Source organism: Luteibacter flocculans, assembly GCF_023612255.1.
GTDB lineage: Bacteria > Pseudomonadota > Gammaproteobacteria > Xanthomonadales > Rhodanobacteraceae > Luteibacter > Luteibacter flocculans.
The window spans coordinates 3,101,266-3,127,991 of record NZ_CP063231.1 but is presented as its reverse complement, the minus strand read 5'-3'; the positions used below and the strand labels follow the sequence as shown (position 1 = coordinate 3,127,991).

26 protein-coding genes are annotated in these 26,726 nt (G+C 64.4%); all 26 read left to right on the top strand.

Features of this window, described 5'->3' with window-relative positions; translation table 11 throughout:
• The first annotated feature begins 7 nt into the window (after window positions 1-7).
• The 26 genes from IM816_RS13500 to IM816_RS13370 all read left to right on the top strand — a co-directional run bounded on the left by IM816_RS13500 (window position 8) and on the right by IM816_RS13370 (window position 26,658).
• A complete protein-coding gene (locus tag IM816_RS13500) occupies window positions 8-667 on the top strand; it encodes a flagellar hook assembly protein FlgD (protein ID WP_072321732.1) in 660 nt (219 codons plus the stop codon).
• 19 nt (window positions 668-686) lie between these two features.
• Window positions 687-1,913, top strand: a complete 1,227-nt coding sequence (flgE, locus tag IM816_RS13495; protein WP_250338468.1) for a flagellar hook protein FlgE — start codon at window positions 687-689, stop codon at window positions 1,911-1,913.
• Window positions 1,914-1,972: 59 nt separating this feature from the next.
• Window positions 1,973-2,713 (top strand): flagellar basal-body rod protein FlgF, encoded by a 741-nt coding sequence (gene flgF / locus IM816_RS13490; RefSeq protein WP_250338467.1) that lies wholly within the window; start codon window positions 1,973-1,975, stop codon window positions 2,711-2,713.
• Window positions 2,714-2,776: 63 nt separating this feature from the next.
• On the top strand, window positions 2,777-3,562 hold the full coding sequence (gene flgG / locus IM816_RS13485) for a flagellar basal-body rod protein FlgG (RefSeq protein WP_072321729.1): 786 nt from the start codon (window positions 2,777-2,779) through the stop codon (window positions 3,560-3,562).
• 8 nt (window positions 3,563-3,570) lie between these two features.
• Window positions 3,571-4,251 (top strand): flagellar basal body L-ring protein FlgH, encoded by a 681-nt coding sequence (gene flgH, locus IM816_RS13480; RefSeq protein ID WP_250338466.1) that lies wholly within the window; start codon window positions 3,571-3,573, stop codon window positions 4,249-4,251.
• A gap of 8 nt (window positions 4,252-4,259) precedes the next feature.
• Entirely contained in the window at window positions 4,260-5,375 is a 1,116-nt protein-coding gene (locus IM816_RS13475) for a flagellar basal body P-ring protein FlgI (RefSeq protein ID WP_072322293.1), read from the top strand.
• Between the two features lies 1 nt (window position 5,376).
• Entirely contained in the window at window positions 5,377-6,378 is a 1,002-nt protein-coding gene (flgJ, locus tag IM816_RS13470; protein ID WP_072321727.1) for a flagellar assembly peptidoglycan hydrolase FlgJ, read from the top strand.
• Between the two features lie 37 nt (window positions 6,379-6,415).
• Complete coding sequence (gene flgK, locus IM816_RS13465) at window positions 6,416-8,290, top strand: flagellar hook-associated protein FlgK (RefSeq protein ID WP_250338464.1); 1,875 nt, start codon at window positions 6,416-6,418, stop codon at window positions 8,288-8,290.
• A 2-nt stretch (window positions 8,291-8,292) separates the two neighbouring features.
• A complete protein-coding gene (flgL, locus tag IM816_RS13460; protein ID WP_250338463.1) occupies window positions 8,293-9,492 on the top strand; it encodes a flagellar hook-associated protein FlgL in 1,200 nt (399 codons plus the stop codon).
• Between the two features lie 653 nt (window positions 9,493-10,145).
• On the top strand, window positions 10,146-11,480 hold the full coding sequence (locus IM816_RS18765) for a flagellin N-terminal helical domain-containing protein (RefSeq protein ID WP_305884059.1): 1,335 nt from the start codon (window positions 10,146-10,148) through the stop codon (window positions 11,478-11,480).
• Between the two features lie 307 nt (window positions 11,481-11,787).
• Window positions 11,788-13,215: a flagellin N-terminal helical domain-containing protein gene (locus IM816_RS13445; protein WP_250338462.1), complete on the top strand. Its 1,428-nt coding sequence runs from the start codon at window positions 11,788-11,790 to the stop codon at window positions 13,213-13,215.
• A 137-nt stretch (window positions 13,216-13,352) separates the two neighbouring features.
• On the top strand, window positions 13,353-14,708 hold the full coding sequence (gene fliD, locus IM816_RS13440; protein ID WP_250338461.1) for a flagellar filament capping protein FliD: 1,356 nt from the start codon (window positions 13,353-13,355) through the stop codon (window positions 14,706-14,708).
• A 20-nt stretch (window positions 14,709-14,728) separates the two neighbouring features.
• Entirely contained in the window at window positions 14,729-15,145 is a 417-nt protein-coding gene (gene fliS / locus IM816_RS13435) for a flagellar export chaperone FliS (RefSeq protein WP_072321720.1), read from the top strand.
• Entirely contained in the window at window positions 15,142-15,435 is a 294-nt protein-coding gene (locus IM816_RS13430; RefSeq protein ID WP_072321719.1) for a flagellar protein FliT, read from the top strand. The genes fliS and IM816_RS13430 overlap by 4 nt, the downstream gene beginning before the upstream one ends.
• A gap of 27 nt (window positions 15,436-15,462) precedes the next feature.
• Window positions 15,463-16,044 carry a PilZ domain-containing protein gene (locus IM816_RS13425; protein ID WP_072321718.1) on the top strand — a complete coding sequence of 194 codons (582 nt, stop codon included), beginning with the start codon at window positions 15,463-15,465 and terminating at the stop codon, window positions 16,042-16,044.
• A 284-nt stretch (window positions 16,045-16,328) separates the two neighbouring features.
• Window positions 16,329-17,747, top strand: a complete 1,419-nt coding sequence (locus tag IM816_RS13420; RefSeq protein ID WP_425602645.1) for a sigma-54 dependent transcriptional regulator — start codon at window positions 16,329-16,331, stop codon at window positions 17,745-17,747.
• Window positions 17,748-17,814: 67 nt separating this feature from the next.
• Complete coding sequence (gene fliE / locus IM816_RS13415) at window positions 17,815-18,144, top strand: flagellar hook-basal body complex protein FliE (RefSeq protein WP_072321717.1); 330 nt, start codon at window positions 17,815-17,817, stop codon at window positions 18,142-18,144.
• A gap of 37 nt (window positions 18,145-18,181) precedes the next feature.
• A complete protein-coding gene (gene fliF / locus IM816_RS13410; RefSeq protein ID WP_250338459.1) occupies window positions 18,182-19,888 on the top strand; it encodes a flagellar basal-body MS-ring/collar protein FliF in 1,707 nt (568 codons plus the stop codon).
• Between the two features lie 13 nt (window positions 19,889-19,901).
• Window positions 19,902-20,891 (top strand): flagellar motor switch protein FliG, encoded by a 990-nt coding sequence (fliG, locus tag IM816_RS13405; RefSeq protein ID WP_250340766.1) that lies wholly within the window; start codon window positions 19,902-19,904, stop codon window positions 20,889-20,891.
• Window positions 20,891-21,553 (top strand): FliH/SctL family protein, encoded by a 663-nt coding sequence (locus IM816_RS13400; protein ID WP_250338458.1) that lies wholly within the window; start codon window positions 20,891-20,893, stop codon window positions 21,551-21,553. Before fliG ends, IM816_RS13400 begins: the two co-directional genes overlap by 1 nt.
• Window positions 21,550-22,911 carry a flagellar protein export ATPase FliI gene (gene fliI, locus IM816_RS13395; protein ID WP_305884057.1) on the top strand — a complete coding sequence of 454 codons (1,362 nt, stop codon included), beginning with the start codon at window positions 21,550-21,552 and terminating at the stop codon, window positions 22,909-22,911. The genes IM816_RS13400 and fliI overlap by 4 nt, the downstream gene beginning before the upstream one ends.
• Window positions 22,911-23,345, top strand: a complete 435-nt coding sequence (gene fliJ / locus IM816_RS13390; protein WP_250338457.1) for a flagellar export protein FliJ — start codon at window positions 22,911-22,913, stop codon at window positions 23,343-23,345. The genes fliI and fliJ overlap by 1 nt, the downstream gene beginning before the upstream one ends.
• Before the next feature lie 52 nt (window positions 23,346-23,397).
• The gene (locus IM816_RS13385) at window positions 23,398-24,504 is read left to right on the top strand and encodes a flagellar hook-length control protein FliK (protein ID WP_250338456.1); all 1,107 of its coding nucleotides are present in this window, start codon (window positions 23,398-23,400) and stop codon (window positions 24,502-24,504) included.
• 193 nt (window positions 24,505-24,697) lie between these two features.
• Window positions 24,698-25,192: a flagellar basal body-associated FliL family protein gene (locus IM816_RS13380; RefSeq protein ID WP_250338455.1), complete on the top strand. Its 495-nt coding sequence runs from the start codon at window positions 24,698-24,700 to the stop codon at window positions 25,190-25,192.
• Window positions 25,193-25,208: 16 nt separating this feature from the next.
• The gene (fliM, locus tag IM816_RS13375; RefSeq protein WP_250338454.1) at window positions 25,209-26,225 is read left to right on the top strand and encodes a flagellar motor switch protein FliM; all 1,017 of its coding nucleotides are present in this window, start codon (window positions 25,209-25,211) and stop codon (window positions 26,223-26,225) included.
• 151 nt (window positions 26,226-26,376) lie between these two features.
• On the top strand, window positions 26,377-26,658 hold the full coding sequence (locus IM816_RS13370) for a hypothetical protein (RefSeq protein WP_250338453.1): 282 nt from the start codon (window positions 26,377-26,379) through the stop codon (window positions 26,656-26,658).
• The last annotated feature ends 68 nt before the right edge of the window (window positions 26,659-26,726 follow it).

Here is a 26,726-nt window from a genome sequence, read left to right as displayed (position 1 = left end):
ACATCTCATGGTCGATTCCATCAACGGCAACAGTTCCGCCGCCTCCTCGTCGACCGCCACGTCGTCGTCGGGCCAGCTCCAGCAGCAGACGCTCACGCAATCGGATTTCCTGAAGTTGATGGTCACGCAGATGACCAACCAGGACCCGACCAAGCCGATGGACTCCACGCAGATGGTGGCCCAGATGGCGCAGTTCTCGCAGGTGGCGGCCACGCAGGAGCTGCAGCAGTCGTTCGACTCGCTGGCCACCAACCTGACCGGCGACCAGTTCGTTCGCGCCGCGTCGCTGGTGGGCCAGGAAGTGCTCGTGCCTTCGTCGGCCGGCAAGCTCACCGATGGCGCGCTCAACGGCGCCGTGAACGTCGGCAGCTCCGGCACCTACGTGAACGTGACGGTGAAGGATCAGGCCGGCAACGTCGTGCGCACCTTGCCGCTGGGCCAGCCGGATGCCGGCCTCGTCAAGTTCTCCTGGGACGGCAAATCCGACGACGGCACGCAGCTCGCCGACGGCGTTTACCAGATATCCGCTACTTCCGGCGGGACCGCGATCGACACGTTCGTTCGCGGCAAGGTGGAAGGCGTCGGCGCCTCGGGCACCGACGGTACCTACGTGCAGGTGGCCGGTTACGGCGGCGCCCTGCTCAGTCAGATCGCGCAAATCCTGTAAGTCCAGCGAGGAATACCCCATGCCATTCGAAATCGCCCTCAGCGGCATCAACGCGGCGTCTTCCGACCTGGAAGTCACCGCCAACAACATCGCCAACGTCAACACGGTGGGCTTCAAGGGCTCGCGTGCCGAGTTCTCCCAGGTCTACTCGGTTGCCGGTGAGAACCTTTCCGCCAACGCCGCCGGCAGCGGCGTGCGCCTGACCAACATCGCCCAGCAGTTCAGCGATGGCACGCTCAGCCAGACCGGCAACTCCTACGACTTCGGTCTGAGCGGCGCGGGCTTCTTCACGCTGCGCGACGGTGCCGGTTATTCGTACACGCGCGCCGGTAACTTCCACCCGGACGACAACGGCAACATCGTCAACGCCACCGGCCAGTTCGTGCAGGTCTACCCGCCGACCGCCAGCGGTGGCTACGACATGAGTACCCTGGCCGATCTCAAGATCACCACGGGTTCCAGCCCGGCGAAGGCGAGTACCTCGGTGACCCTCACCGCGAACCTGTCGGCCAGCGCCACGGCGCCGACCGGTGGTGCCTTCGATCCCACCAACGACCAGACCTACAATTATCTGTCGACGTTCCAGGCCTACGACTCGCTCGGTGCGACGCACACGACCAACGTCTACTACGTGAAAGACGCCGCCGCGCCCAACACGTGGAACGCGTACATGACCGTCGATGGCACGCAGGTGGGAGCGGCGCAGCCGATCACCTTCAGCCAGGGTGGCGCGATCACCACGCCGGCCGGTGGCAAGCTCAACTTCGGCGCGGTGTCTCCGAACCCGGGCGCGGCGCCGCTGAACCTCACGGTCGACGTGAACAAGATCACGCAGTTCGGCGACAACTACGCCACTACCGCGAGCCCTACCGATGGCTACCCGGCCGGCAAGTTCTCGAAGATCGACGTCGCCAAGGACGGAACCGTGACGGCCAACTATTCCAACGGCGTTTCCACGCCGCTGGGCCAGCTCGCTCTCGCCACGTTCGCCAACAACCAGGGGCTGCGTCAGCTCAACGACACCAACTGGGTGCCGTCGTCCGAGTCGGGTCAGCCGATTCGCGGCGTTGGCAACTCCGGTGACGTGGGCACCGTGCAGTCGGGCCAGTTGGAATCGTCCAACACCGCCGATCTCACGGCGCAGCTGGTGAACATGATCAAGGCGCAGCGCAATTACCAGGCGAACGCGCAGGTCATCTCCACCGACGACAAGCTGACCCAGACGATCATCAACATCCGCAACTGACGTAGACGGCGGGCGCGGCATCGCCGCGTCCGCCATCATCGGCTCACGAGGAAAACGCCATGGACCGCTCCGTATATGTCGCCATGACTGGCGCGTCGCAGATCATGCGCGCGCAGGCCGAGGTGGCGCACAACCTCGCCAACGCCAATACCGCCGGCTTCAAGGCGGAACTGTCCGCGTTCCAGAGCCTGCCCGTCAGTGGCGATGGCTTGAAGACGCGCATCAACGGCGTGGCCCAGGGTACGGGCTGGGATACCACGGCCGGACAGCAGATGCAGACCGGCAACGACCTGGACGTGTCGGTCCAGGGTGACGGGTGGATCGCCGTGCAGACGCCGGACGGTACCGAGGGCTATACCCGCGCCGGCAACCTGCGTATCGACGCCGACGGTTTGTTGACGGACGTGCGCGGCAATGCGGTGCTGGGCGGCGGCGGTCCGATCACGATTCCTCAGGCGTCCAGCGTGAAGATCGGTTCCGACGGCACGATTTCCGTCGTGCCGCTGGGCGAGTCGCCCGCCACGGTCGCCACCACCGACCGGATCAAGCTGGTGAACCCCGGCAATGATCAGCTCAGCTACGCCGCCGACGGCCTGATGCACATGAAAGACGGCAGCCAGGCCCCCGCCGACGCCAACGTGAAGCTGGTCTCGGGGACGCTGGAGTCGAGCAACGTCAACCCTTCCGACGTGCTGGTGAAGATGATTTCGCTCTCCCGCGAGTTCGAGATGCAGGTCCGTTCCATCAAGAGTGCCGACGAGAACGCCCAGTCGGCATCGAAATTGCTACAGGTGGGATAACCACCGTCGCGCGACGCAATTCCGTCGCCGGCACGTAGAGCGCCAAGTGCGCAGGAGTCAACGATGTTCACGTCCCTCTGGATCGCCAAGACCGGCCTCGACGCGCAGCAGACGCGCATGGATGTCGTGTCGAATAACCTCGCCAACACCAATACGACCGCGTTCAAGCGTTCGCGCGCGGAGTTCGAGGACCTTTCCTACCAGAACCGTGGGCAGGCCGGCGCGCAGACCACCGAACAGACCCAGTCGCCCACCGGCCTCATGATCGGTACCGGCGTGCGCGTCGTCGGTACGCAGAAGATGTTCCAGCAGGGTGGCGTGCAGCAGTCGGACAATCCGCTCGACATGCGCATCGAAGGCCGCGGCTTCCTGCAGGTGACGATGCCTGACGGCACGGTGGGCTACACGCGCGACGGCGCACTGAAGCGCGATCAGGACGGCCAGATCGTGACCAACGACGGCTATCCCATCGAGCCCGCCATCACGATTCCCGCCAACGCGTCGACCATCAGCATCGGCAAGGACGGCACGGTGAGCGTCACCACGGCGGGCAACGCCGCGTCGCAGCAGATCGGCACCATCCAGCTCGCCGACTTCGTCAACCCCGCGGGCCTGGAGCCGCGCGGCGACAACATGTACCTGGAGACCGCCGCCAGCGGCGCACCGCAGACCGGCACCGCCGGCCTGAACGGCCTGGGCACGATCGAACAGAACTCCCTCGAAACGTCGAACGTCAACGTGGTCGAGGAAATGGTGAACATGATCGAGACGCAACGCGCCTACGAGATGAACTCGAAGGCGATCTCGGCGGCCGATCAGATGCTCCAGTTCATCTCCAACAAGACCTGAGACCGCTCATGAACCGTTCCTTCGCCCGATTTCTCGTCTCCGCGCTGCCGCTGCTCGCGCTCGGCGGATGCGCGATGGTGCCGCCCACGCCCAAGCCGATGTACACCGCCACGTTGCCGGTCGAACCCGCCGCGCAGCCGCAGGCTACCGGCTCGATCTACGCCGACCAGCAGTCCATGGAGCTGTTTGCGGATCCGCGTGCGCACCGTATCGGCGACATCCTCACGATCACCCTCGTGGAATCGACGCAGGCGAGCAAGAAGGCTGCGACGAGCACGAACAAGAAGAACGGCAACACCATCTCGTCGCCGACGCTGCTCGGCCAGGGCCTGAAAATCGGCGGAAAGAGCGCCGACAGCTCGCTGTCCAGCAACAACGCCTTTGCCGGCGACGGCACGTCGAGCCAGAGCAACCAGCTCACCGGCGAGATCACCGTCACCGTCGCCCAGCGACTGTCGAACGGCGCACTCGTCGTGCGCGGCGAGAAGTGGCTCACGATCAACCAGGGCGAGGAACTGGTCCGCATCTCGGGCATCGTCCGTCCGCAAGACATCGGCAACGACAACGTCGTTGCATCGAGCCGCGTTGCCGATGCGCGCATCGAATACGTCGGCAAGGGCACGCTCGCCGATGCCAACACGCGCGGCTGGCTGTCGCGCTTCTTCGACTCGAAGTGGATGCCCTTCTGATGAACGCCATGCGCCGCTTTCGCGCCATCGTTCGCACCGCTGCTGCCGTGCTGGCTCTCGGCGCCATGCTTCCTGCGCACGCCGATCGCATTCGCGACCTCGTGCAGGTCGGTGGCGTGCGCAGCAACCAGTTGATCGGCTATGGCCTCGTCGTGGGCCTCGACGGCAGTGGCGACCAGACCAGCCAGGCGCCTTTCACCACGCAAAGCCTGGAGAACATGCTCCAGCAGTTCGGCGTGAACGTGCCCGCCAACGTGCGCCCGCAGTTGAAGAACGCTGCGGCCGTGACGATCACGGCCGAACTGCCGCCCTTCGCCAAGCCCGGCCAGCGCATCGACGTCACCGTCGCTTCGATCGGCAACGCAAAGAGCATCCGCGGCGGCGAACTTCTGATGTCGCCCCTGAAGGGTGCCGACGGCCAGGTCTATGCGATCGCTCAGGGTAGCGTCGTGGTGGGTGGCGTCAGTGCGCAGGGCAAGAGCGGCTCCAGCGTGCAGGTCAACATCTCGGCCAGCGGTCGCATTCCGGGCGGTGCCAGCATCGAGCGCAGCGTTGCCACGTCGTTCGACAAGGGCGGCGACCTCATGCTCAACCTCAACACGGCCGACTTCACCACCGCTGCGCGTATCGCGCAGGCGGTGAACCAGAGCTTCGGTGCGGGTACGGCCAATGCCATCGACTCCGGCTCCGTGGCGGTGCGCGCGCCGCTGGACCCGTCGCAGCGCGTGAGCTGGCTGTCCACCATCCAGGCGCTCGAAGTGACGCCGGGCGACGCGCCCGCGAGGATCATCGTCAATTCGCGGACCGGCACCGTCGTGATCGGTTCGGACGTGAAGGTCGGTGCCGCTGCGGTGGCCCATGGTTCCATCCAGGTCACCATCAGCGAGCAGCCCCAGGTCAGCCAGCCGGCGCCGTTCAGCCGCGGACAGACCGCGGTCGTGCCCAGCAGCCAGGTTGCGGTGAGCGAAGAGGGTGGCCACATGTTCAAGTTCGGGCCGGGCACCAGCCTGGACGCCATCGTGCGCGCGGTGAACCAGGTGGGTGCATCGCCGAGCGATCTCATTTCCATTCTGCAGGCGCTCAAGGAATCCGGTGCCCTGCACGCCGAACTCGTGGTGATCTGACATGGTCGCACCCGTCGATACGCAGAGGCTTGGCACCTACACGGACATGTCCGCGTTTGCGGGCCTTCGTTCGGCGGCGCAGACGGACTCGAAGGCCGCCTTGCCCACGGTGGCAAAGCAGTTCGAGTCGATCTTCACGCAGATGATGCTGAAGTCCATGCGCGACGCCAGCTCGGCGTTGGGCGACGACATCATGGGTTCCCAGGCCGTCGATGCCTACCGCGACATGTTCGATCACCAGTTGTCGCTCACCTTGTCGCAGGGCAAGGGGATCGGCATCGCCGACATGCTGGTTCGCCAGCTTGGCGGTACCGCTGCCAAGGGCAGCGCGTCGAACGATCTCTTTGCAGGCGTAACGGGTGACGCATCGACAGCGGCCGCCGTGTCCTCGCCGTCGGATCAGGACAGCGGGCTCATGGACTCGCTCGAGCGCATGCTCGGTCAGGCAGGGCGTGCGGTCGGCGATGGCGCCAATGCCGTCGCGGGGGCGGTGGGCAAGCTGTCCATTTCCAGCCCGGAAGAATTTGTGCAGAAGCTGGCGCCGCACGCCATCGAGGCGGCGAAGAAGCTCGGCGTGTCCGTGCGTGCGCTGCTGGCGCAGGCCGCACTCGAGACCGGCTGGGGCAAGCACATGCCTGCCCAGGGCAGCACCACCAGCTTCAACATGTTCGGCATCAAGGCCGGTAGCAGTTGGGATGGCAAGCGCGTGAACGTGCCCACCGTCGAATACGAAGATGGCGTGGCGGTCCGTCGCAAGGACAGCTTCCGTGCGTACGACTCGCCCTCCGATTCGTTCAAGGATTATGCCGACATGGTTTCCAGTAGCCCCCGCTACGCGGCGGCTGTGGGGCGGGGCGACGATGTAGCGGGCTTCGCCCACGCGCTCGTGAAGGGCGGTTACGCCACCGATCCGAGCTACGCCCGCAAGCTGACCGACATCGCCAATGGCCCCGTGATGGCGCAGGCGCTTTCCGCGCTGAAGCATATCGCGGCGGATCTGTAGCTTCGCGGGCCAATGAAACCATAGAAGGGATACGAGGATGGCCGACCTGCTTTCCACCGGTGTTTCCGGACTGCTTGCTTCGCAAGTGGGCCTGTCCACCGTCGGACACAACATCAGTAACGTCAACACGGCCGGGTACACGCGGCAGACCACGACGTTCAACGCGCGCGCGCCGGAATACAACGGTGGCTACTACGTCGGCCGCGGTGCCGATGCCGTCAGCGTGCAGCGCGCGTACAGCCAGTTCCTCACGCAGTCCGTGTGGTCCGCCACGTCAAGCCAGAGCCGGGCGCTCCAGTACGCCGGACTGACGTCGGCCGCGAACAATGCGGTGAGCGGCTCTGCCAATCTGCAGACGGCGCTTGACGGTTTCTTTGGTGCCGTGAGCGACGTGGCAAATGCGCCCGTCGATACCGCGAGTCGCCAAGCCCTGATCGGCAAGGCGAATACGCTGGTCTCCACGTTCCGCTCGCTGTCGTCGCAGTTCCAGCAGATCGATCAGCAGACCAACCAGCAGATCACCGCCGCCGTTGGCGACATCAACAGCCTCGCGCGCAGCATTGCCGACCTCAACGGCGAGATTCAGCGTGCGTCAGTCGGTGGCGCCTCTCCCAACGACTTGCTCGATGCGCGCGACCAGGCGATCTCCCAGCTCTCGCAGATCGTCGGCGTGAACGTCAGCCAGGGCAGCGACGGCATGGTCACCGTGTCGATCGGCAACGGCCAGCCGTTGGTGAACGGCACCGACGCCTCGAAACTATCCACGGCGCAGAATCAGTACGACTCCTCGCGCCTGGAAGTCGTCGGTCCCACCGGTTCGGTCATCAGCAATCAGTTCGGTTCAGGCTCGCTCGGCGCTGCGTTCGACTTCCGTACGAACGTGCTCGATCCGGCGCGCAACCAACTGGGACGCGCTGCCATTGCGCTCACCGACGCGTTCAACAAGCAGCACGCGCAAGGTGTCGATCTCAACGGCGATGCGGGCGGGAAGTTCTTCGACATCAGCGCCCCGGCGGTCTTCAACAGCACCAGCAATAAGGGCAACGCGCAGGTAACGGCGGCCGTCACCGACGTCGGCAAGCTGGGCAGTGCCGATTACCTCATGCGCTATGACGGCACCAAGTGGAACGTCACCACGACTGCGGGCGTCGCCGTGCCGTCGACGGGTACCGGCACAGCGGCCGATCCGATCCTTATCGATGGTCTGGCGCTCACAGTGCCGTCCGGCACGCCGCAGGCAGGTGACAGCTTCCAGATCCAGCCGACCCGTAACGCCGCCTCCACCATCAGCGTGGCGGTGACCGATACCAGCAAGATCGCGGCGTCCGGGCCGTTGATGGCGAGCAAGGGCGCGATCAACACGGGCAAGGCGACGCTCGGCGCCCTTACCGTCACCGACCCCACCGATCCGGCCTTCAAGACGCCGGTCAGCATCGTGTTCAGCTCGCCCACCTCGTACTCGATCAACGGTGGCCCGGCCCAGACCTATGCGGACGGCGACACGATCACTGGCAACGGGTGGACCCTCAAGCTTTCCGGTGTACCTGCCGCTAACGACACGTTCGGTGTGAAACCCGCAGCGTCGGCCAGCGGCGACAACGGCAATGCGCTCGCCCTGGCGGCGGTAGCCAATCAGGGCGTGCTCGACAATGGTGTCACCACGGTCGGCAAGTCCTACAGCCAGTTGATCGCCCAGGTCGGCACCGCGGGTGCCCAGGCGAACACGGCGCTGGACGCGCAGCAAAGCATCCTCGACCAGGCCACGTCGGCCCAGCAGAGTCTTTCGGGAGTGAACATGGACGAAGAGGCGGCGAGTCTCCTGCGCTTTCAGCAGGCTTATGCGGCGTCGGCACAGGTGATCAATGCGGCCAACACCATCTTCGATTCCCTTCTGAGCGCGGTACGAGGCTGATCATGCGCATTTCCACTTCTTGGGGTCAGCAGCAGGCGGTCAACACACTGCTCGATCGCCAGTACCAGATGTCGCAGACGCAGCTGGCGCTCGGCAACGGCAAGGCCATCCAGACGCCTGCCGACAATCCGGCCGCCGCGGCCCGCGCGGTGGATACCAATTCCGCCAGCGCACAGAACGATCAGTACACGCGCAACATCCAATCGGCCACCACGCGCCTGTCGGTCGAAGAGCAGGCGCTCTCGTCGGCCGGCGACATCCTCGACCGCATCCGCTCGCTCACGCTGGAAGGCATGAACGGCACGCAGACGGATGAATCGCGCCAGTCGATCGCCACCGAGTTGCGGCAGACGCTCAAGCAGCTTGTCGCACTGGGCAATACACGAGATGGGCAGGGCGAATATGTCTTCGCTGGCAGCCGGACGACCACCCAGCCGTTCACCGCGGATGGTCTCAACGTGAGCTACGGCGGCGATCAGAACCAGCGCATGGTCGCGGCGGCAGCCGGCTTGCAGGTCGCCACCGGTGACAGCGGCTCGGATGTGTTCATGTCCATCCGTGGCGGCAATGGCACCTTCGTCACCACCGCAGGCGCAGCCAATACGGGATCGGCCGTGGTCGGCGCCACGTCGGTGACCGATGCGTCGTCCTGGGATGGCGGCAACTACACGATTACCTTTACCTCGCCCACGGATTACGAAATTCGCGATGCCGCTGCGCTTCCCACCGATCCGCCGCTGAGCACGGGTACGTATACAGGCGAAACTGGCACGATCAATTTCAAGGGTGCGCAGCTCAACATCACGGGCACGCCGGCGACCGGCGACACCTTTGCGGTCGGACCGTCGTCGTCGCAGGACGTCTTTTCCACCGTCGCGGGCATCATCAATGCCTTCGAAGCGCCCGGCGGTGGCGCACCAATGAACAACCAGATCAACGCGCAACTGCAGAATCTGGATCAGGCCTCCACGAGCTTCCTCAACACGCGCACGAAGATCGGCGCGCGGATGAACATTCTCGACCAGCAGAAAGCGATCGGCGACGACACGAAGCTGCAGTACGACACCACGCTGTCCAATCTGCAGGATCTCGACTACGCCAGCGCATCGAGCAAGTTCGTGCAGCAGCAGACCGCGCTGACCGCGGCACAGCAGGCTTTTGTGAAGATGCAGAATCTGACGTTGTTCAATTATCTGAAGTAGTCGGCAACCACCGTACTCGACGGCTATCAACGGCGGAAGAAGGGCAATCCAGCAATGGATTGCCCTTTTTGTTTGGTTCATCGCGGAATCCCGGAGCTACCGCTAGCTCGTGCGACGAGGCCAGAGCCTTCGGTGTCCCCCTCGCTGCTCAGACAGGTCCTCCGCGTTCGGAAAGGATGGCCGCTGGCGCGGCCCTTGTACCTAGTGGCCTTCGGCCGCTCTCTTGTGCGGAAACTCGCATCGAGGGGGACACCGAAGACTCTCACGATGACTGAGGTCGCGTGTTGGGAGAGCCGTAGGCCGCAGCGCTGCGAGCCCGGGGGCTGGCTTCCCGAAGCGGCACAGGCGCCGATGCGAGGCCGAAGGCGAGCCAGACCGACGAAGCGAGTCGTCAACAGCAACAGCGAGAAAACCTTCCCCGGCCATGCGCGATGAACCTTTTTGTTTGGGCGATCGCAGCACTGATCTTCAATGCGCCTCATATTTTGTGGATGACGCCGAGCGGCTCGTAACCCGACAACAACGCCATCCTTCGCCGTCAACAATACGCCGGCACCAAGTCGATCTCCTCTAGCGGCAATCACACAGCCGCGAACACGCAACGCCGTCGCGATTCTTGTGGCGTGTTCGCATGGAAGAGGAAGGGCATCGACATGGCGTTTCACATCAATACCAATATGGCGTCGTTCAACGCGCAGCGGTCGCTGGGGCTGACGCAGGCCAGGCTGGCGACCGCTTATCAGCGTCTGGGTTCCGGCATGCGCATCAACAGCGCGAAGGACGATGCGGCGGGGCTTGCCATCTCCACGCGCTTCACGACGCAGATTCATGGTCTGGCTCAGGGGCGGCGCAATGCGAATGACGGCATTTCGCTCGCGCAGACCAGCGAAGGCGCGCTGGATGAAGTGACCAACAATCTGCAGCGCATCCGCCAGCTCGCACTGCAGTCGCTCAACAGTTCGAATTCCGCCGAGGATCGCAAGGCGCTCAACGCCGAGGTGGCGGTGCGGCTCAGCGAGATTACGCGCATCGCCACGCAGACCAGCTTCAACGGCATGAAGGTACTCGACGGAACCGGAGATAAGCTGTCTTTCCAAGTCGGTGCCAATATCGGGGAAACCATCGAAATGGGTCTCGACCGGAGCATGCGGGCGGAAAGCGTCGGGCATCTTGCCAGTGGTGTCGTCGATCTCAGTGCCTTGTTTTCTTCCAAGGCGGCCCAGGCCATGCCAACCGACTGGTCCGCCGCTCAAGGTGCGGGCCTGGGCACGAAGACGTACCTTGGCGTTGACGTGGATTGGGCGGGCTATACCGGGAATAGCGCGGAGGAGGCCAAGACCTTTCTGAAGACGGCGCTGGGTGCCGACTACGAGGTGACGATCGATAGCAAGACCAATGACCTGAACATCGAACGTGCGCGCGGCACGCGACTCGAACTGGCGAAGGGCGATCTGAGCTTTGCGACCAAGTCCGGTGAGCAGATCGACGTCGTCGGTTCGTTCCGTAGCGTGCAGCAGGTCGCCGATGTATTGAATGCGAATGGCCGGGCCGGCATTTCGGCTTTCGTCGCGGCGGACGGAACACTGCACTTCAATTCGAAATCCGCACTGACCGTTTCCGGTGCCGAAGCGACCAAGCTTGGCTTTGCATCGAACTACGATCTGGATACATCGGCCTCGCTGGCCGATGGCTCGGTGCTCACCAAGGACGATGCGTACAAGCTCATCGCGAGTACCGACGCGACACTGGAGACCGTAAGCGCCGTGCGCTCGCAACTCGGTGCGGTGCAGAATCGTCTCGAATCGACGATTCAGAATCTCGACAACATCCGCGGGAACCTCACTGAAGCGCGAACTCGCATCAGGGAAGCCGACGTGGCAGAGGAGGGGGCCGAGAAATCCATGGCGATGATTCTTCAGCAGTCCGGCATGTCCGTGCTTGCGCAGGCCAATGCATCACAGCAACTGGTGCTCAAGCTGCTCGAATGATCGTTGCGTTCTTATCGAGATGCATGAAGGGAGCCGCAAGGCTCCCTTTTTTTTGCGAGCCATTAAGTACAGTGAAATTATTCCTAAACCCCGAGCCGATCCGGCCGATAAGTTCCCCCGACAGAGCCAGGGGCTTCACGCCTACACGGCCCTGATCAAGAAAGTTGTTGACAGGTAGAAAAAGTCCTCAAGTTTCCCCTCGGCGCGCCGTAAACCTCTCTGAGGCGGAAGGCTTCCCCAGGGAACCCCGCCGGACTAAGCCGCACAACTTCCGGCAATTCGGTTCCGCTTACCAAGGATCAATCCCATGGCTCTGACCATCAACACCAACATCATGTCGCTGAACGCTCAGCGCAACCTGGGCGCTTCGCAGACGAAGCTCGCTTCGGCCATTGAGCGTCTGTCGTCGGGTAACCGCATCAACAGCGCGAAGGACGACGCCGCCGGCCTCGCCATTTCGACCCGCTTCACCACGCAGATCAACGGCCTGAACCAGGCAGTCCGCAACGCCAACGACGGTATCTCGCTGTCGCAGACCACCGAGTCGGCGCTGGACGAAGTCACGAACAACCTGCAGCGCATCCGTGAGCTGGCCGTGCAGTCGACCAACGCGTCGAACTCGGCGAGCGACCGCGCCGCGCTGGACTCCGAAGTGCAGCAGCGTCTCTCGGAAGTGACCCGTATTGCCACGCAGACCAACTTCAACGGCATGAAGGTCCTCGACGGTTCGGCCAACCAGCTGAGCTTCCAGGTCGGTGCCAACGTCGGTGAAGTGATCACCGTCGGCCTCGACAAGGGCGTGAAGGCCAACCAGGTCGGCCAGCTCGCTACCGGTTCGATCGGCGGTTTCAAGGCTGCCGCCAACACGGCCGGCGTCACGACCGCTTCCAGCGTCATCGCTGACTACACCGCGAACTTCTCGATCACGGTTGATGGCCAGACTGCCGCCGTGACCGGCGCCACCGATCAGGCGAGCTTCCTCACCAAGCTGAACACGGCGCTGACCGCCGGCACCTCGGGTGCCACCGCCAGCTTCGACGCCACGAACCACCTCGTCCTCACCAGCGGCACCACGGGCAAGGCTTCCACCGCTCCGGTCGTTGCGGGTACGGACGTCGCCCAGCTCGGCACGCTCAAGACCGTCGATGGTGTGGACGCCGGCTCGGCCGCTCCGGTCACGCTCGGTAACGTCACCCTGCAGGTCGGCAGCAACCCCGCATTCAGCCTGTCCGGTACGTACAACACCGCGCAGGATCTGGCTGACGCCGTCAACGCCAAGTCGGGCGATGGCATCAATGCCTACGTGGGTTCGGACGGTGCGGTGAAGTTTGCCTCGGCCTCCACGATCACGGTGGGCGGTACCGCTGCCGACATCACGGCCTCCGGCCTGACGGCTGGCGCGATCAACGTCGCCACCACGACCACGCTGGCCGATTCCAGCATCAAGACGGTCGATGGCGCCAACGACACGATCAACCGCGTCGATGCCGCTCTCCAGTCGATCTCGGACCTCCGTTCGAACCTCGGCGCCGTGCAGAACCGCTTCGAGTCCACGATCTCCAACCTGCAGAACATCTCGCAGAACCTGACCGCGTCGAAGTCGGCCATCACCGACGCCGACTTCGCCCAGGAAACGGCGAACATGTCCTCGGCGCAGATCCTGCAGCAGGCCGGCGTCTCGGTCCTGGCCCAGGCCAACCAGAGCCAGCAGATCGTCCAGAAGCTCCTCCAGTAACAGGATGAGCGAAGAGGTCCGGGGTAACCCGGACCTTGGCAGGGTAATTGCTTAGTTGTCACGGCTGGCGTTCGCGAGAGCGCCAGCCGTCGACAAATTGGCGCCCAGGGCAGTGAGGCGTCTTCAAGGAGAGCTTCATGGCCACCAATCCAGTCAGCATCGGTTCCAGTTCCATCGACGTCGCCACGATCGTCAGCGGTCTCGTTGCGAACAAGCGTAGTGCGCAGGACAAGCAGGCCGCGGCCGATAAACAGGCCAATACCACCCAGATTTCCGCGGTGGGCAATTTCACCTCGTCGCTGACCAGCCTGCAGACCGCGATCAAGTCCCTCACGGACGGCACCGCGTTCACCACGCAGACCACCTCGGTCCAGGATTCGACGGTCCTCTCGGCCAGCGCCGACAACACCGCGCAGCCCAACAATTACAACATCGTCGTCAGCAAGCTGGCCACGTCGCAAAAGACCACGTCCGCCGCGTTCACGGACTCCAAGACCGCCGTCGGTACGGGCAACCTCACCATCGCCATCGGCAGCAAGTCGATGAGCCTGGACATCGAAGCCGGCGCGAACACGCTCGAGAACATCCGCGACGCGATCAACAAGTCCAAGGACAATCCTGGCGTCAACGCCAGCATCGTCACCGGTACGGATGGCGCGCATCTTGTGTTGACCTCGGCGGCCACCGGCAAGGCCAATGCCTTCACGGTGACCAGCAGCGGCGGCGACGGCAATCTCGCGCAGTTCAATTTCGATCCGGCCACAGGTACCACGCCGACCCCGGCGCAGGACGCCCAGTTCACGATCGATGGTCTGCCGGCAACGAGTTCGTCCAACGTCGTCACCCAGGCGATCGATGGCGTGACCGTCACCCTGTCGAAGGTCGGCAGCAGCAGCATCACCATCGCCAACGACACGACGGCGGTGAGCACGGCGCTCGGTTCGCTGGTCAGCGCCTATAACTCGTTCATATCGACCTATAAGACGCTGACCAAGTACGACGCCACCAACAACCAGGTCGGCGCGCTGATCGGCGATGCCACGGTCAATTCCATCAAGAGCCAGGTGTCCTCGCTGCTCGGTTCGCAGGCCACCGGCACCACCAGCGGCCCGACGTCGCTCAGCAATCTTGGCGTCTCGTTTCAGGTGGACGGTACGCTCAAGCTCGACACCAACCAGCTCAACAAGGTGCTTGCGCAGAATCCGAAGGAGACCCGCAACCTGCTCAGCGGCGATAACGGGATCGCGCCGCAGCTGGACAAGCTGATCACCAGTTGGACCTCGACCACCGGCATCCTCACTCAGCGCACGGCCAACCTGAACCAGAAGTCGAAGGACCTGGACGATCAGGCCACTGCCTTCAACCAGCAGATGGACGACTATGCCGCCCGCCTCACCAAGCAGTACTCGGCGCTCGACGCAATGATGACCAAGCTGGCGGGCACCAGCAGCTATCTCCAGCAGCAGTTCGACGCGCTGACGGCGAACAAGTAGCGGTAACCAGGACTCAAGACATGGCACTCGGATATTCCCAGGGCGCAGGCGCCTACCAGCAGGTCCGTACGCAGGGCGGCATCGAAACCGCCGATCCGCACGGGCTCATCACCATGCTCATGGATGGCGCGCTGGAACGCATGCGCTTCGCCCGCGGCTGCATCGCCACGGGCAATGTGGCGGGCAAGGGCGAAGCGATTTCGAAGGCACTGGAAATTGTCGGTGGCCTGCAATCGGCGTTGAATCCCGAGGTGAAGACGCCGCTGGTGAATCAGCTCGACGCGCTGTACGACTACATGAGTCGCCGCTTGCTCGAAGCCAACGTGCACAGCGACCCCGAGGCGCTTGACGAAGTCAGCCGTCTGCTCGGCCAGATCCGCCAGAGCTGGGTGGCCATTCCTGTCGAGGCACGCCAGGTGGCCGGAGCCGGGGCATGACCGAGGTCTGGTGCGATCTCGATCGGGCGCTGGTCCTGACCGAATCGATGCACGCAGCGGCCAGCGAGAGTCGCTGGGACGATCTCACCGAACTCGAAGCACAGCGCGAGCCCGTATTGCGCGCGGGCAGCATGCGGCCCGCGCCGGAAACGCTCGAAACCTTGAAGTCCATCATGCTGCTGGATGGCCTCATCAAGGATCTGGTCTCGGTCGCTCGCGACGAAGCGGCGGTGGCCTGGGAAACTTCCCGCCGCGTGCGCCGCGCGGTGGCCGCGTATAGTTCGTTCTAAGCGGCGGCTTCGGCAGGAGTGAAACGCATGAGCGACGAAGGCTGGAACGCATTTTCGGACCGGGTCGCCTGGCAGGCGGCATTTCACGCCACCTGCGATGCCTGTCCTCGGCCCGATGCGGCCGCCCTCGCGCTTATCAACGACCGAAATGCCAGCGTTCTCGTCGCCGTGTCCGCACTCATGGACCGGCGCAGCGACAGCGTCGAGGACGATAGCCCGCTGACTCAGGAAGTGGCTCGCCTCGATGCGAAGCTCAACGTCCTTATGGAGATCGTGAACCGTCTCTTGCTTCCGCAGTCCGGCCTGCCGCCGCGGGTGCCCCTGCGTTTCAATGCCGCGGGTGCCGTGCTGTCCTGGGCGGCGCTGCCGCCGGTGGGCGAGCCGGTTCTGCTCAAGATCCATTTCGACGTATGCCGGGCTTTGCCTCTGGAGTTGCCCGGCCTTCGCCTGCCCGGGCCGGTGGACGGGAAGGGTTTCGTGGGCTTCGAAGGGCTCTCCGAGGCGGTCCGGGACGGCATCGAACGCCTCGTTTTCCGCCAGCATCGGCGCCAGGTCGCCGAGGCCAGGGCGCTCGGACGGCCCGCGGAAGGCGCCTCCGAGCCCATGTGACCTTTTACGTCACGTGACGTTGGAACGTCGCGTGGCGCCCAGCGTCACATTTTGAACACGCGTCGTCATCCTTGACGCTCAGCGCGCTCCGACGGCGTCCGGCCACTTCCTTGCCGGCTTTGCCCACGCCGCGCCGCAACCCGCCGCCACGTCAATTTCCTCCGGCATGCGTCGGAATTCCGGCGTTGGCACGCTCCTTGATTGATACCTTGCAACGAGGCCGACGGGATTCCATCGCGAATTCCTCGATGACCTTCGAAACACACGCCAAGCGAGGTATCCACGTGAAGTCTTCCCACTTTCTCGTCGTCGAATCCGACAGCTCCCGTGCCGACAATGTCGTCTCCGCGCTGGCCTTCCTGGGCTATCGCCCGGTACTGGCCCGCGGTGCGCAGGCGGTCGAGGGTGTCGAAGGCTGGCGTGGTGTCTATGTCGGCAATGTCGAAGACGAGAATGAGTTGGAAAGCCACCTCGCGGCTCTGGGTCGCGGCGGACGCAACCTGCCGATGCTGGTGGCCGCGGACTCCCCGCTCGCCACGGCGCTGATCGCCGACGACACCCGCACCAACAACGTGGAACTGGTTGACATTCCGTTGCGCTACGAGCGCCTGTCGGAAGCCCTGCGCACGCTGCAGTCGCGCATGGAGCCGGCGCATTCCAACCGCCGCTTCGTGGGTCAGTCTGGCCCGATGCAGCGCGTGAACGCCCTGATCCGTCAGGTCGCACCGTTCGACTCGAGCGTGCTGGTGCTCGGCGAATCCGGCAGCGGCAAGGAACTGGTCGCTCGCACCATCCATGACTGCTCGCCGCGCCGCGACAAGCCGTTCGTCGCGATCAACTGTGGCGCGATTCCTGCCGAACTGCTCGAAAGCGAGCTGTTCGGTCACGAGAAGGGGGCCTTCACCGGCGCGATCAGCACCCGCAAGGGCCGCTTCGAGATGGCCGAGGGCGGCACGCTGTTCCTCGACGAAATCGGCGACATGAGCCTGCCCATGCAGGTGAAGCTGCTTCGCGTGCTGCAGGAACGCGTGTTCGAGCGCGTGGGTGGCAATCGTCCGCAGCGCTGCGACGTGCGCATCATCGCCGCGACCCATCGTGATCTCGAGAGCGCCATCGAGCGCGGCGGCTTCCGTGAAGACCTGTTCTACCGCCTCAGTGTGTTCCCGCTGGAAATGCCGCCGCTGCGTCAGCGCCTCGAAGACCTGCCGGCCCTGATCTCCGAGTTCAACCAGCGTCTCGTGCAGCGCGGGCTGTCGTCCGTCCGCTTCTCGCCCAGCGCCATGGGCGCACTCTGCCGCTACGGCTGGCCGGGCAACGTGCGCGAACTGTCCAACCTGGTCGAGCGCATGGCCATCCTCATGCCGCAGGGCGAGGTGCGTGCGCCGGATCTGCCGGAAAAATACCGCGGCGCGCTGCCGGTGGAAGAAGTCTCCGGTGCCGCCCTCATCGCGATGATGGAAGCGGAGCCGGAAGTCACCGAGTCGTTCTCGTTCGCCAGCGAAGGCGATCCGTCCGTGCTGCCGCAGGGTGGCCTGGATCTGAAGGATCACCTCGCCGGTATCGAAATCGGGCTGATCCGCCAGGCGCTCAACTCCGCGAACGGCGTGGTGGCTCATGCAGCGAAGCTGCTTCGCGTCCAGCGCACCACGCTGGTGGAGAAGCTGCGCAAGTACGGTTTGTCCGAGACGGTGCAGGCCGGCTGATCGTCGACGAGTTGGCACAGGTCGTGCATCGGGTGTCGCAAACCCGTTCCCGCGTTGGAAAACCGTCATGACCACGATCGACGTCAACAGCCTCCTGCTCCAGATGCGCCGCATCAGCGCGCAAACCGAGATGCCCGCCCTGCGCGGTGTGGGCGAGGCGGCTCCGGCGGCCAAGGGGGAGTTCGGCGATCTGCTCAAGCAGTCGATCGAGGGTGTGGCGAAGACGCAGGACAAGGCCGCGAAGATGTCGGCGGCTTTCGAGCGTGGCGATCCGGGCATCGATCTGGCGCAGGTGATGATCCAGGGGCAGAAGGCCGATCTTTCGTTCCGCGCCATGACCGAGGTGCGCAACAAGATGGTCGATGCGTACAAAGAAATCATGAACATGTCGATCTGACGCGACATGCACGCAATGACAGGATTCGAGTCGAACCATGGCAGATAACGGCGTAGCCACCACGGACAGCAATGCGTCGCGCATGGACTCGTTGAAGTCGCTCGCGCAGACCCCCGCTGTACGACAGATTCTCCTGCTGGCAGGCATTGCTGCCGCCGTGGCTATCGGCATCGCTGCGGTCATGTGGTCGCGTGCGCCGAACTACGGCCTGCTCTACGGTGGCCTCGAACAGAAAGACGCCGCCGCCGTCACCCAGGCGTTGCAGGCTGGGAATACGCCTTACACCTTGAGCGCCGATGGCAGCTCCATCTTCGTGCCCGCTGCCGATGTCGCCGGTATCCGCTTGAAGCTCGCAGGACAAGGGCTGCCGCAGGGCAGCGCCGCCAGCGCCATGCCGCAGGCGGATTCGCCGTTCGGCATGAGCGACATGGCCGAGCGCTCGCGCTACCAGTCGATGCTCGAAAGCGATCTGTCCAACACGATCGCCGGGCTGCAGTCCGTGCGTGCCGCCCGCGTCCATCTCGCGCTGCCCAAGCCGTCGGCCTTCATCCGCGACAACAAGCCGGCCAGCGCCTCGGTCGTCGTCACGCTGTATCCCGGTCGCCAGCTCGACCAGGGCCAGGTGGCCGCCATCGTCCATCTCGTGGCCGCCAGCGTGCCCGACCTGGACACGCGCCAGGTCTCGGTCATCGACCAGGCGGGCAATCTGCTCACTGTCAGCGATCCGGACAGTGCTTCCGCGATCGGCGACAGCCGCCTTCGCCTGTCCAATCGCATCGAAGCGACGTACACGCAGCGCGTCGAAGACCTGCTCACGCCGCTCGTTGGCGCCGGCAAGGTGCGCGCACAGGTGTTCGCCGATCTGGATTTCTCGCAGACCGAAAAGGCCAGCGAAACCTTCAACCACGACAACCCTGCGCTGCGCAGCGAGCAGACCAGTAGCGATACGCGCACCGATGCGGCGAACAACGGCGGTGTGCCCGGCGCGCTGAGCAATCAGCCGCCGAACACGGGTGCCAACGCTACGGCGGCGAATCCCGCTGCGGGTGGCAAGACCGGCGCGCAGACCGCCAGCACGCAGGGCGCGCAATCGCCGACGCAGCAGACGCAAAGCGCCACGCGTAACTACGAACTCGATCGCACGGTGAGCCACGTCACCGATCCGGCGGGGAAGGTCGCTCGTCTGTCGGTGGCCGTGGTGGTCGACAACAAGCAGGTTCCCGACAAGGACGGCAAGACGAAGAGCGTGCCGTTTACCACCGAGGAACTGGCCCGCCTTACCGAGCTCACCAAGAATGCGGTCGGCTTCAGCGCCACGCGCGGCGACAGCGTCAGCGTCATCAACGAACCGTTCCATGGCACGCTCGCCGAAGATGCGCCGCAGAGCACACCCTTCTGGGAGCGGCCGGGCATGCTTGATCTGATCAAGCAGGGGCTTGGTGTCATGATCGCGCTCATCGTCGGTTTCTTCGTCCTGCGTCCGATTCTGAAGGGGCTGCTGAAGCCGGCGCCGGTGGTCATGAACAACGTCGCGCTCGCCGGGCCGATGCCCACGGTGTCGGTCATGGTCGATGACGACGACATGACGCCCGATCGTGTCAGTACCTCGTCCCAGGCCCAGCTCGGTTCCCCCGCGCTGCTCGCCTACGAACAAAAGGTCGGCCTTGCCAAGCGCATGGCTGCCGAAAATCCGAAACAGATGGCTCAAGTCGTGAAGAGCTGGGTATCCGACGATGGCAGCTGAGCAGAAAGAGGCCCTGACGGGCGCACAGAAGGCGGCGATCCTGCTCCTCACGCTGGGTGAGGAAGATGCAGCGTCGATTCTGAAGCACCTTGGCGCACGCGACGTGCAGGCCGTCGGTACGGCCATGGCCGCACTGAAGAACGTCACCCGCGAGCAGGTCGACCATGTGTTGACCAAGCTGCAGGAAGACGTGGGTCAGCATACGTCGATCGGTGTGGGTACCGAGGATTACATCCGCCGCATCCTCGTCAATGCACTGGGTGAAAACAAGGCGGGCGGTCTGATCGATCGCATTCTCCTGGGCCGCAGCAGCAAGGGCCTCGAATCGCTCAAGTGGATGGAGAGCCGCGCCATCGCCGAGATGATCGGCCAGGAACATCCGCAGATCATCGCGCTGGTCATGGCTCACCTGGAGGCCGATCAGGCCGCCGAGGTCATCGGCTACCTGCCGGCCCGTACGCGCAGCGACGTGGTCATGCGTATCGCCACGCTCGACGGCGTGCAGCCGCATGCGCTCAACGAGCTCGACGAAATCATGGAGCGTCAGTTCTCCGGCAATTCGACCAAGCTCAAGTCTGCAAACGTGGGTGGCCTCAAAGCCGCGGCCGATATCCTCAACGCGATGGAGACGGCGCGCGAAGCCGAGCTGATGGCGTCCATCCGCGGCATCGACTCCGGCCTCGGCGAGCGCATCGAGGAGCTGATGTTCGTCTTCGACGACCTGGCCGAACTCGACGATCGCAGCATGCAGACTCTGTTGCGCGAAGTACCCTCAGCTCGGCTCATCACCGCCCTCAAGGGGGCCGAAACCGCCATTCGCGAGAAGATTTTCGCCAACATGTCCAAGCGCGCCGCCGACATGCTGCGCGACGACCTCGAGGTCAAGGGCCCGGTTCGCCTTTCCGAGGTGGACGCGGCACAGAAGGAAGTGCTCGCCACCGCGCGGCGTCTTGCTGACGCCGGGCAGATCAACCTGGCGGGCGGCGGCGAAGAATTCGTCTGATGAGCCTGACTTCCATCCTCACCCGCGAGCGGGTCGCCAACTTCGAGCGTTGGGAGCTTCCCGTCGTCGGCGCGCCCGATGTTCGCGAAGCGGAAGAGGCGGTCGACGAAGGCCCGCAGCGGCCCACGGTCGCCGAGATCGAGGCGATCGAACGTCAGGCTCGTGAGGAAGGCTTTCATGCCGGCCTCAGCGAGGGCAGGGCGATGGCCAAGCGCGAGCTGGAAGCGCAGGTCGCCCGGCTCGATGCCTTGTTCGCCGCGGTGGAGCGTCCTTTCAAAGATCTCGATGACGACGTCGCGGGCGACCTCGTCGCGCTGGCGACGGTCATCGCCGAGCGCGTGTTGGGTTTCGAGATCGCCACGCGTCCCGAGACGATCACCGAGGTCGTGCGGCAGGCCGTGGACGTCCTGCCGGCCGCGTCGAATCACTTGAAGATTCATTTGCACCCGGCTGACGCCGCCATCGTGCGGGAACATCGTTCGTCGCTGGATCACGAAGGCACGGTCGTGGACGATGCGACGCTGGAGCGCGGCGACGTGCGCCTGGAGAGCGAGCATTCGCGCCTCGACGGGCGCGTGCGTACCCGGCTTGCGGCCGTGATCGACGGACTCCTGCAAGGCCAGTTTTCCGCCGATTCTGGCGACGGCGCGGAATCACCGTGAGCGGGGATCAACACGTTGCCGCTCGGCATGCGCGCTGGCGCGAGACGTTGGCGGCACAGCGCGCAAGCGCAGAGCACGTTCGCCCGTTGCAGGCCGAAGGCAAGTTGCGCCGCGTGGTCGGGTTGACGCTGGAAGCCGTGGGCTGCGAGGCGCCTGTGGGCGCTCGCTGCATGGTCGCGGGCGCTGACGGCAAGCAATTGGAAACGGAAGTCGTCGGTTTCTCCGATGGCCGGCTGCTGCTCATGCCGACGGGCGAGATGCATGGTGTGCTGCCCAATGCCCGCGTCATACCCGTGGCTGCGGTGTCCGGTGTACCGGTCGGCGATTCGCTGCTCGGTCGCGTGATCGGCTCCGATGGCGCGCCACTGGATGGGCAGGGGCCGTTGCTCGCGCGCGAGCGCACGCCGCTGCGCCGCGAGCCGATCAATCCCATGCTGCGCCAGCCGATCGATACGCCATTGGATACCGGCGTGCGCGCGATCAACGCACTGCTGACCGTTGGCCGCGGTCAGCGCATCGGCCTGTTCGCCGGCTCGGGCGTCGGTAAGTCGACGCTGATGGGCATGATGACGCGCTTCACCAATGCGGACGTGGTAGTCGTCGGTCTGATCGGCGAGCGCGGCCGAGAAGTGAAGGAATTCGTCGACCACACGCTGGGCGAGGAAGGTCGTCGCCGTGCCGTGGTAGTGGCTGCCCCCGCCGATGCGCCGCCGTTGTCGCGCCTGCGCGGTGCGCAGGTGGCCACGGCGGTCGCCGAACATTTCCGCGATCAGGGCAAGCGAGTGCTGTTGCTCATGGATTCCCTGACGCGTTACGCCCAGGCACAGCGTGAGATCGCGCTCGCCATCGGCGAGCCGCCGGCCACGAAGGGTTACCCGCCGTCGGTGTTCGCGATGCTGCCGGCGCTGGTCGAACGTGCGGGCAACGATGCCGAGGGCCGCGGTTCCATCACCGCGTTCTATACCGTGCTGACCGAAGGCGACGATTATCGTCACGATCCCATCGCCGACTCCGCACGCGCCATTCTCGACGGCCATATCGTGCTTTCGCGCGACATGGCTGAAGCGGGTCATTACCCGGCGATCGATGTCGAGGCGTCGATCAGCCGCGTGATGCCCGCGGTGGTCACGAAGGAGCACATGCGTTCCGCGCAGCGTTTCCGTCAGGTCTATTCGGCGTATCGCCAGCAGCGCGATCTCATCGCCGTGGGCGCCTATCAGAAGGGTAGCGATCCGCGCACCGACGAGGCCATCGCGCTCTATCCGAAACTGTCGGCCTTCCTGCAGCAGGAAACCGATGTGCCGGTCAACCTCGAAGAGGCTCAAGCCGGTCTCGCCGACGTCACTCAGGTGAACTGATGCCCTCCCGCGCCGACCGCCTTCAACCTGTCGTGAACCTCGCAGCCGAGAAGGCCGAGGACGCCACCCGAGCGCTCGCGACACAGCAGCGCGCGCTTGCGGATGCAGAACACCAGCTGGTGGAGTTGCGTCGCTACCGCAACGAATACGCCGAGATGCCGAGTGGCATTGGCGTAAGCGCGTTGCTCAACCGGCAGCAGTTCCTGCAAAAGATCGATATGGCGATCGTGCAGCAGCTGGGCGAGGTACAGCGCCGCGAGCGTGCGCTCGAACGCGCTCGCGAGGACTGGACCGCGGCCCGCGGCCGCGCCAAGGCACTGGATTCGGTCACCACGAAATACCGCGAGCAGGAACGCAAGAGCCAGGATCGCCGCGAACAGGAACAGGCCGACGAACGTTCGCAGCACCGTCGTCCGACGCGAAGCGACGCTTGATGTGTCCGACCGGCCACCTCATCCCCATGCACGCATTGAACGGGTACATCGCATGAACAACGCCACGCTTGCTCTCAACATCGCCCGCCCGCCGGCTCCTGCCGCTGCTGCGACGCCGACCGCGGCCGGTCGCGAGCAGGAGGGCGGCGCCTCCACGAAGCGTTTCGACGCAGCGTTGGATGCGGCCCATGCAGACGCGCACGCGCCGCGAGACCAGGCGCGTGACGCGCAGGACGCCAAGGCAACCCCGGCAGCGCCGGCTTCGGCGGCCGCCAATGCCAAGGTGGACAAGGAACCCGACGCAAAGCCTTCGGATAAGGAAGCGTCCGCTGTAGACGATCCGTCCATCGCGGCGACGATGCTTTCATTGATCGGCGTGCCGGCGAAAGCGGTCGACGTGGCCGCTGCCGCCCTGGGCGTCACGAAACAGGCGGGCGCCGCGCTCGGCATGCCTCGCGCTGCCGCGCCGTTGGCTGGCGCGCTCGGCGCGGGCGGCGATGCCGCCGGTACCGTCGTGCCGGACGCGACCGCCGCGCTACTCGACAAGACGACCCTTCCGGCTGTGGGTGTCGCGGGTGCGGCTGCGGGTGTGGTGCCGCCGTCGTTCGCGGCGTTGCTGGCGACGCAAGGCGGTGCGGCAGCATCGACGAAGGACGACAATGGCCCCGTCGTCGACGCTGCCAATAGCCCGATGCCGCTGATGCATACCCCTGAGCTGGGTAACGCCGCGCCGGTGATGCAGGTGCAGGCTACTCAGGCGGCGACTACGCCGCAGTTCGCACAGGAACTCGGCGAACAGATTGCCTGGATGGGCTCCGGTCAGATCAAGGAAGCACGCATCAAGCTGCATCCGGAGGAGCTGGGCAGCATGGACGTTCGCGTCCACCTCGACGCGGGCAAGGTCAACGTGGCGATTCTGGCGCAGCATCCTGCGGCGGTGCACGCCGTGCAGCAGACGCTTTCGCAATTGGACAGCATGCTCGCCCATCATGGCCTCTCCCTGGGGCAGGCGGACGTGGGGCAGCGTCAGGGCGGCGAAGCTGCGGATGGGCGCAGCGACGGTTCGCAGGGGCAGGGCGCAGAGTCGGGCGCATCCGGCGCCGCAGAGACAGTCGCCGTTTCCTCCGTAAGCCGCAGCCTTCTGGACGAGATCGCCTGACGTTTGCCTGACGTAAAACCGTCGGTCGTCAAATTTTCGACCGCCAGTCCTTCGGGCCGGGGGGCGCCAACCGCGCTGTGGCGCGCTCCTGTCTCTCGGTGAGCATGGCACGCGGTTTGCAATACGATTCACGAGGCCCAGGCGCCGAGTCGCCCGGGCCCATTCCATTCGACAGGCAAGAGGTTTTCCCCGCATGGCTGCTGTACCCGACGAAGTGACCGAACAGGCACCCAAGAAAAAGAAGAAAGGCCTGCTGCTCATCATCGGCGCGCTGGTGGTCCTCGCTGCGGGTGGCGCGGGCGCCTGGGTCATGCTCAAAGGCGGTCACGCCAAGGGTGCGGAGAACGCCGCTGAAGCGGCGAAGTCCAAGCCGGCGTTGTATCTCCAGCTCGATCCCGCCTTCGTCGTCAACTTCCAGGACGAGAATGCCCTGCGCTTTCTGCAGATCGGCGTGAACGTCATGTCGCACGACCCGGAAGCCATCGCCGCGGCGAAGGAAGCCGATCCGGAAATCCGCAATGCACTGCTGATGCTGTTCTCGGCGCAGGACGTGAAGAGCCTGTCCGACGTGAAGGGCAAGCAGAAGCTGCAGGCTGCGGCGCTCGCGGAGATCCAGCGGGTACTGAAGGAAAAGATCGGCCGCCCCGGTGTGGATGCGGTCTATTTCACCAGCTTCATCATGCAGTGACGGGAATCACTCGGCCATGAGCGACATCCTCACCCAGGAAGAAATCGACGCCCTGCTCGCAGGAGTGGAAGGTGGCGCGGTCGAGACCGAGGTCGAGCTACCGCCGCCCGGTGGCATCCTCGATTACGACTTCACCCAGCAGGACCGCATCGTTCGCGGTCGCCTGCCCACGCTGGAGATGGTCAACGATCGTTTTGCCCGGTATTTCCGCGCGAATCTCTTCAATGTGTTGAGAAAGTCGTGCGAAGTGTCGGTGCTCGGCGTGAAGATGACCAAGTTCAACGAGTACGTGCACTCGCTGGCGGTCCCGAGCAATCTGAATCTCATTCGGATCAAGCCGCTGCGCGGTACTGCGCTGATGGTGTTCGAACCGCGTCTGGTCTTCACCGTGATCGACAACTTCTTCGGCGGCGACGGCCGATACCACGCCCGTATCGAGGGCCGTGACTTCACCCCGACCGAAAACCGCGTGATCCAGATCGTGCTGCAGGAAGCCTTCGGTGCGATGGCCGAGGCCTGGGCACCGGTCCTGAAGATGCACTTCGAGTTCTTGAACTCCGAGATCAACCCGCAGTTCGCGAACATCGTGAGCCCCACGGAAACCGTGGTGGTCTCGCGTTTCCATATCGAACTGGATGGCGGTGGCGGCGAAGTCCATCTGACGCTGCCGTATTCGATGGTCGAGCCGATCCGCGAATTGCTCGATGCCGGCGTGCAGAGCGACCGTGCCGAGCGCGACGATCGCTGGATCCAGAACCTCCATGAGGAAATCCTCGATGCGGAAGTCGAAGTCACGGCCATGCTCGCGGAAGCCCGACTGACGATCCGCGACTTCCTGCACCTGCGCAAGGGTGACGTGATTCCGATCAGTCTCCCCGAGACGGCCACCATCTTTGCCGAGGACGTACCGGTTTTCCGTGGTCGCATGGCGAACTCCAGCGGCAACAAGGCGATCCAGTTCGAATCGCTGCTGCGTCGTAGCGCCCCGCGCTCCACGCCAGTTCCAGTCCAGCCGGTGACCGAGCCGGCTTGAGCCCCTGTGCCGCGGTCGACTGCGGTACAGCGCCGACAAATAATGCCTAGAGCCAAGTACTACAGTACAAGCGGCCCACCCCTTACATACATAGCTCACGAGCCTCCGTAGCTTTCTCCCGCTCTACAAGCGGTAGAGAATTCACTCGGAGATGATGATGCGCAAATTGACACTTGAAGAGTCTCGATACGTTGCTGGCGGGCGCCCGCCACTCAGTGATTATCTGGCTGACAAGATAGAGAAGGGAGCTGCTTTCGGCAGCGTCGCTGGCGCAATTCTGGAGGGTACGGCAGCAGGTGCCGCAAGAGGCGGAGCAGTCGGTGCCGTAGGCATGTTTGGCTGGGGTGTCGGGTACAGCATTGGCACTTACCTGAACGATCACATCGTTGATCCGATGATTGTTCAACCATGGATCATGCGTGGGCACCCGTGATGATTGCCTCTGGAGCAACCTCTAAGCAGCAGAGCCGGCCTTCATGGATCAAAGAATGGATAGCGTGC

Excerpts from the sequence above, each read along its gene's own strand:
- IM816_RS13500 (WP_072321732.1), top strand. The coding sequence starts at position 8 with ATGGTCGATTCCATCAACGGCAACAGTTCCGCCGCCTCCTCGTCGACC.
- flgE (WP_250338468.1), top strand. The coding sequence starts at position 687 with ATGCCATTCGAAATCGCCCTCAGCGGCATCAACGCGGCGTCTTCCGAC.
- flgF (WP_250338467.1), top strand. The coding sequence starts at position 1,973 with ATGGACCGCTCCGTATATGTCGCCATGACTGGCGCGTCGCAGATCATG.
- flgG (WP_072321729.1), top strand. The coding sequence starts at position 2,777 with ATGTTCACGTCCCTCTGGATCGCCAAGACCGGCCTCGACGCGCAGCAG.
- flgH (WP_250338466.1), top strand. The coding sequence starts at position 3,571 with ATGAACCGTTCCTTCGCCCGATTTCTCGTCTCCGCGCTGCCGCTGCTC.
- IM816_RS13475 (WP_072322293.1), top strand. The coding sequence starts at position 4,260 with ATGCGCCGCTTTCGCGCCATCGTTCGCACCGCTGCTGCCGTGCTGGCT.
- flgJ (WP_072321727.1), top strand. The coding sequence starts at position 5,377 with ATGGTCGCACCCGTCGATACGCAGAGGCTTGGCACCTACACGGACATG.
- flgK (WP_250338464.1), top strand. The coding sequence starts at position 6,416 with ATGGCCGACCTGCTTTCCACCGGTGTTTCCGGACTGCTTGCTTCGCAA.
- flgL (WP_250338463.1), top strand. The coding sequence starts at position 8,293 with ATGCGCATTTCCACTTCTTGGGGTCAGCAGCAGGCGGTCAACACACTG.
- IM816_RS18765 (WP_305884059.1), top strand. The coding sequence starts at position 10,146 with ATGGCGTTTCACATCAATACCAATATGGCGTCGTTCAACGCGCAGCGG.
- IM816_RS13445 (WP_250338462.1), top strand. The coding sequence starts at position 11,788 with ATGGCTCTGACCATCAACACCAACATCATGTCGCTGAACGCTCAGCGC.
- fliD (WP_250338461.1), top strand. The coding sequence starts at position 13,353 with ATGGCCACCAATCCAGTCAGCATCGGTTCCAGTTCCATCGACGTCGCC.
- fliS (WP_072321720.1), top strand. The coding sequence starts at position 14,729 with ATGGCACTCGGATATTCCCAGGGCGCAGGCGCCTACCAGCAGGTCCGT.
- IM816_RS13430 (WP_072321719.1), top strand. The coding sequence starts at position 15,142 with ATGACCGAGGTCTGGTGCGATCTCGATCGGGCGCTGGTCCTGACCGAA.
- IM816_RS13425 (WP_072321718.1), top strand. The coding sequence starts at position 15,463 with ATGAGCGACGAAGGCTGGAACGCATTTTCGGACCGGGTCGCCTGGCAG.
- fliE (WP_072321717.1), top strand. The coding sequence starts at position 17,815 with ATGACCACGATCGACGTCAACAGCCTCCTGCTCCAGATGCGCCGCATC.
- fliF (WP_250338459.1), top strand. The coding sequence starts at position 18,182 with ATGGCAGATAACGGCGTAGCCACCACGGACAGCAATGCGTCGCGCATG.
- IM816_RS13400 (WP_250338458.1), top strand. The coding sequence starts at position 20,891 with ATGAGCCTGACTTCCATCCTCACCCGCGAGCGGGTCGCCAACTTCGAG.
- fliJ (WP_250338457.1), top strand. The coding sequence starts at position 22,911 with ATGCCCTCCCGCGCCGACCGCCTTCAACCTGTCGTGAACCTCGCAGCC.
- IM816_RS13385 (WP_250338456.1), top strand. The coding sequence starts at position 23,398 with ATGAACAACGCCACGCTTGCTCTCAACATCGCCCGCCCGCCGGCTCCT.
- IM816_RS13380 (WP_250338455.1), top strand. The coding sequence starts at position 24,698 with ATGGCTGCTGTACCCGACGAAGTGACCGAACAGGCACCCAAGAAAAAG.
- fliM (WP_250338454.1), top strand. The coding sequence starts at position 25,209 with ATGAGCGACATCCTCACCCAGGAAGAAATCGACGCCCTGCTCGCAGGA.
- IM816_RS13370 (WP_250338453.1), top strand. The coding sequence starts at position 26,377 with ATGATGATGCGCAAATTGACACTTGAAGAGTCTCGATACGTTGCTGGC.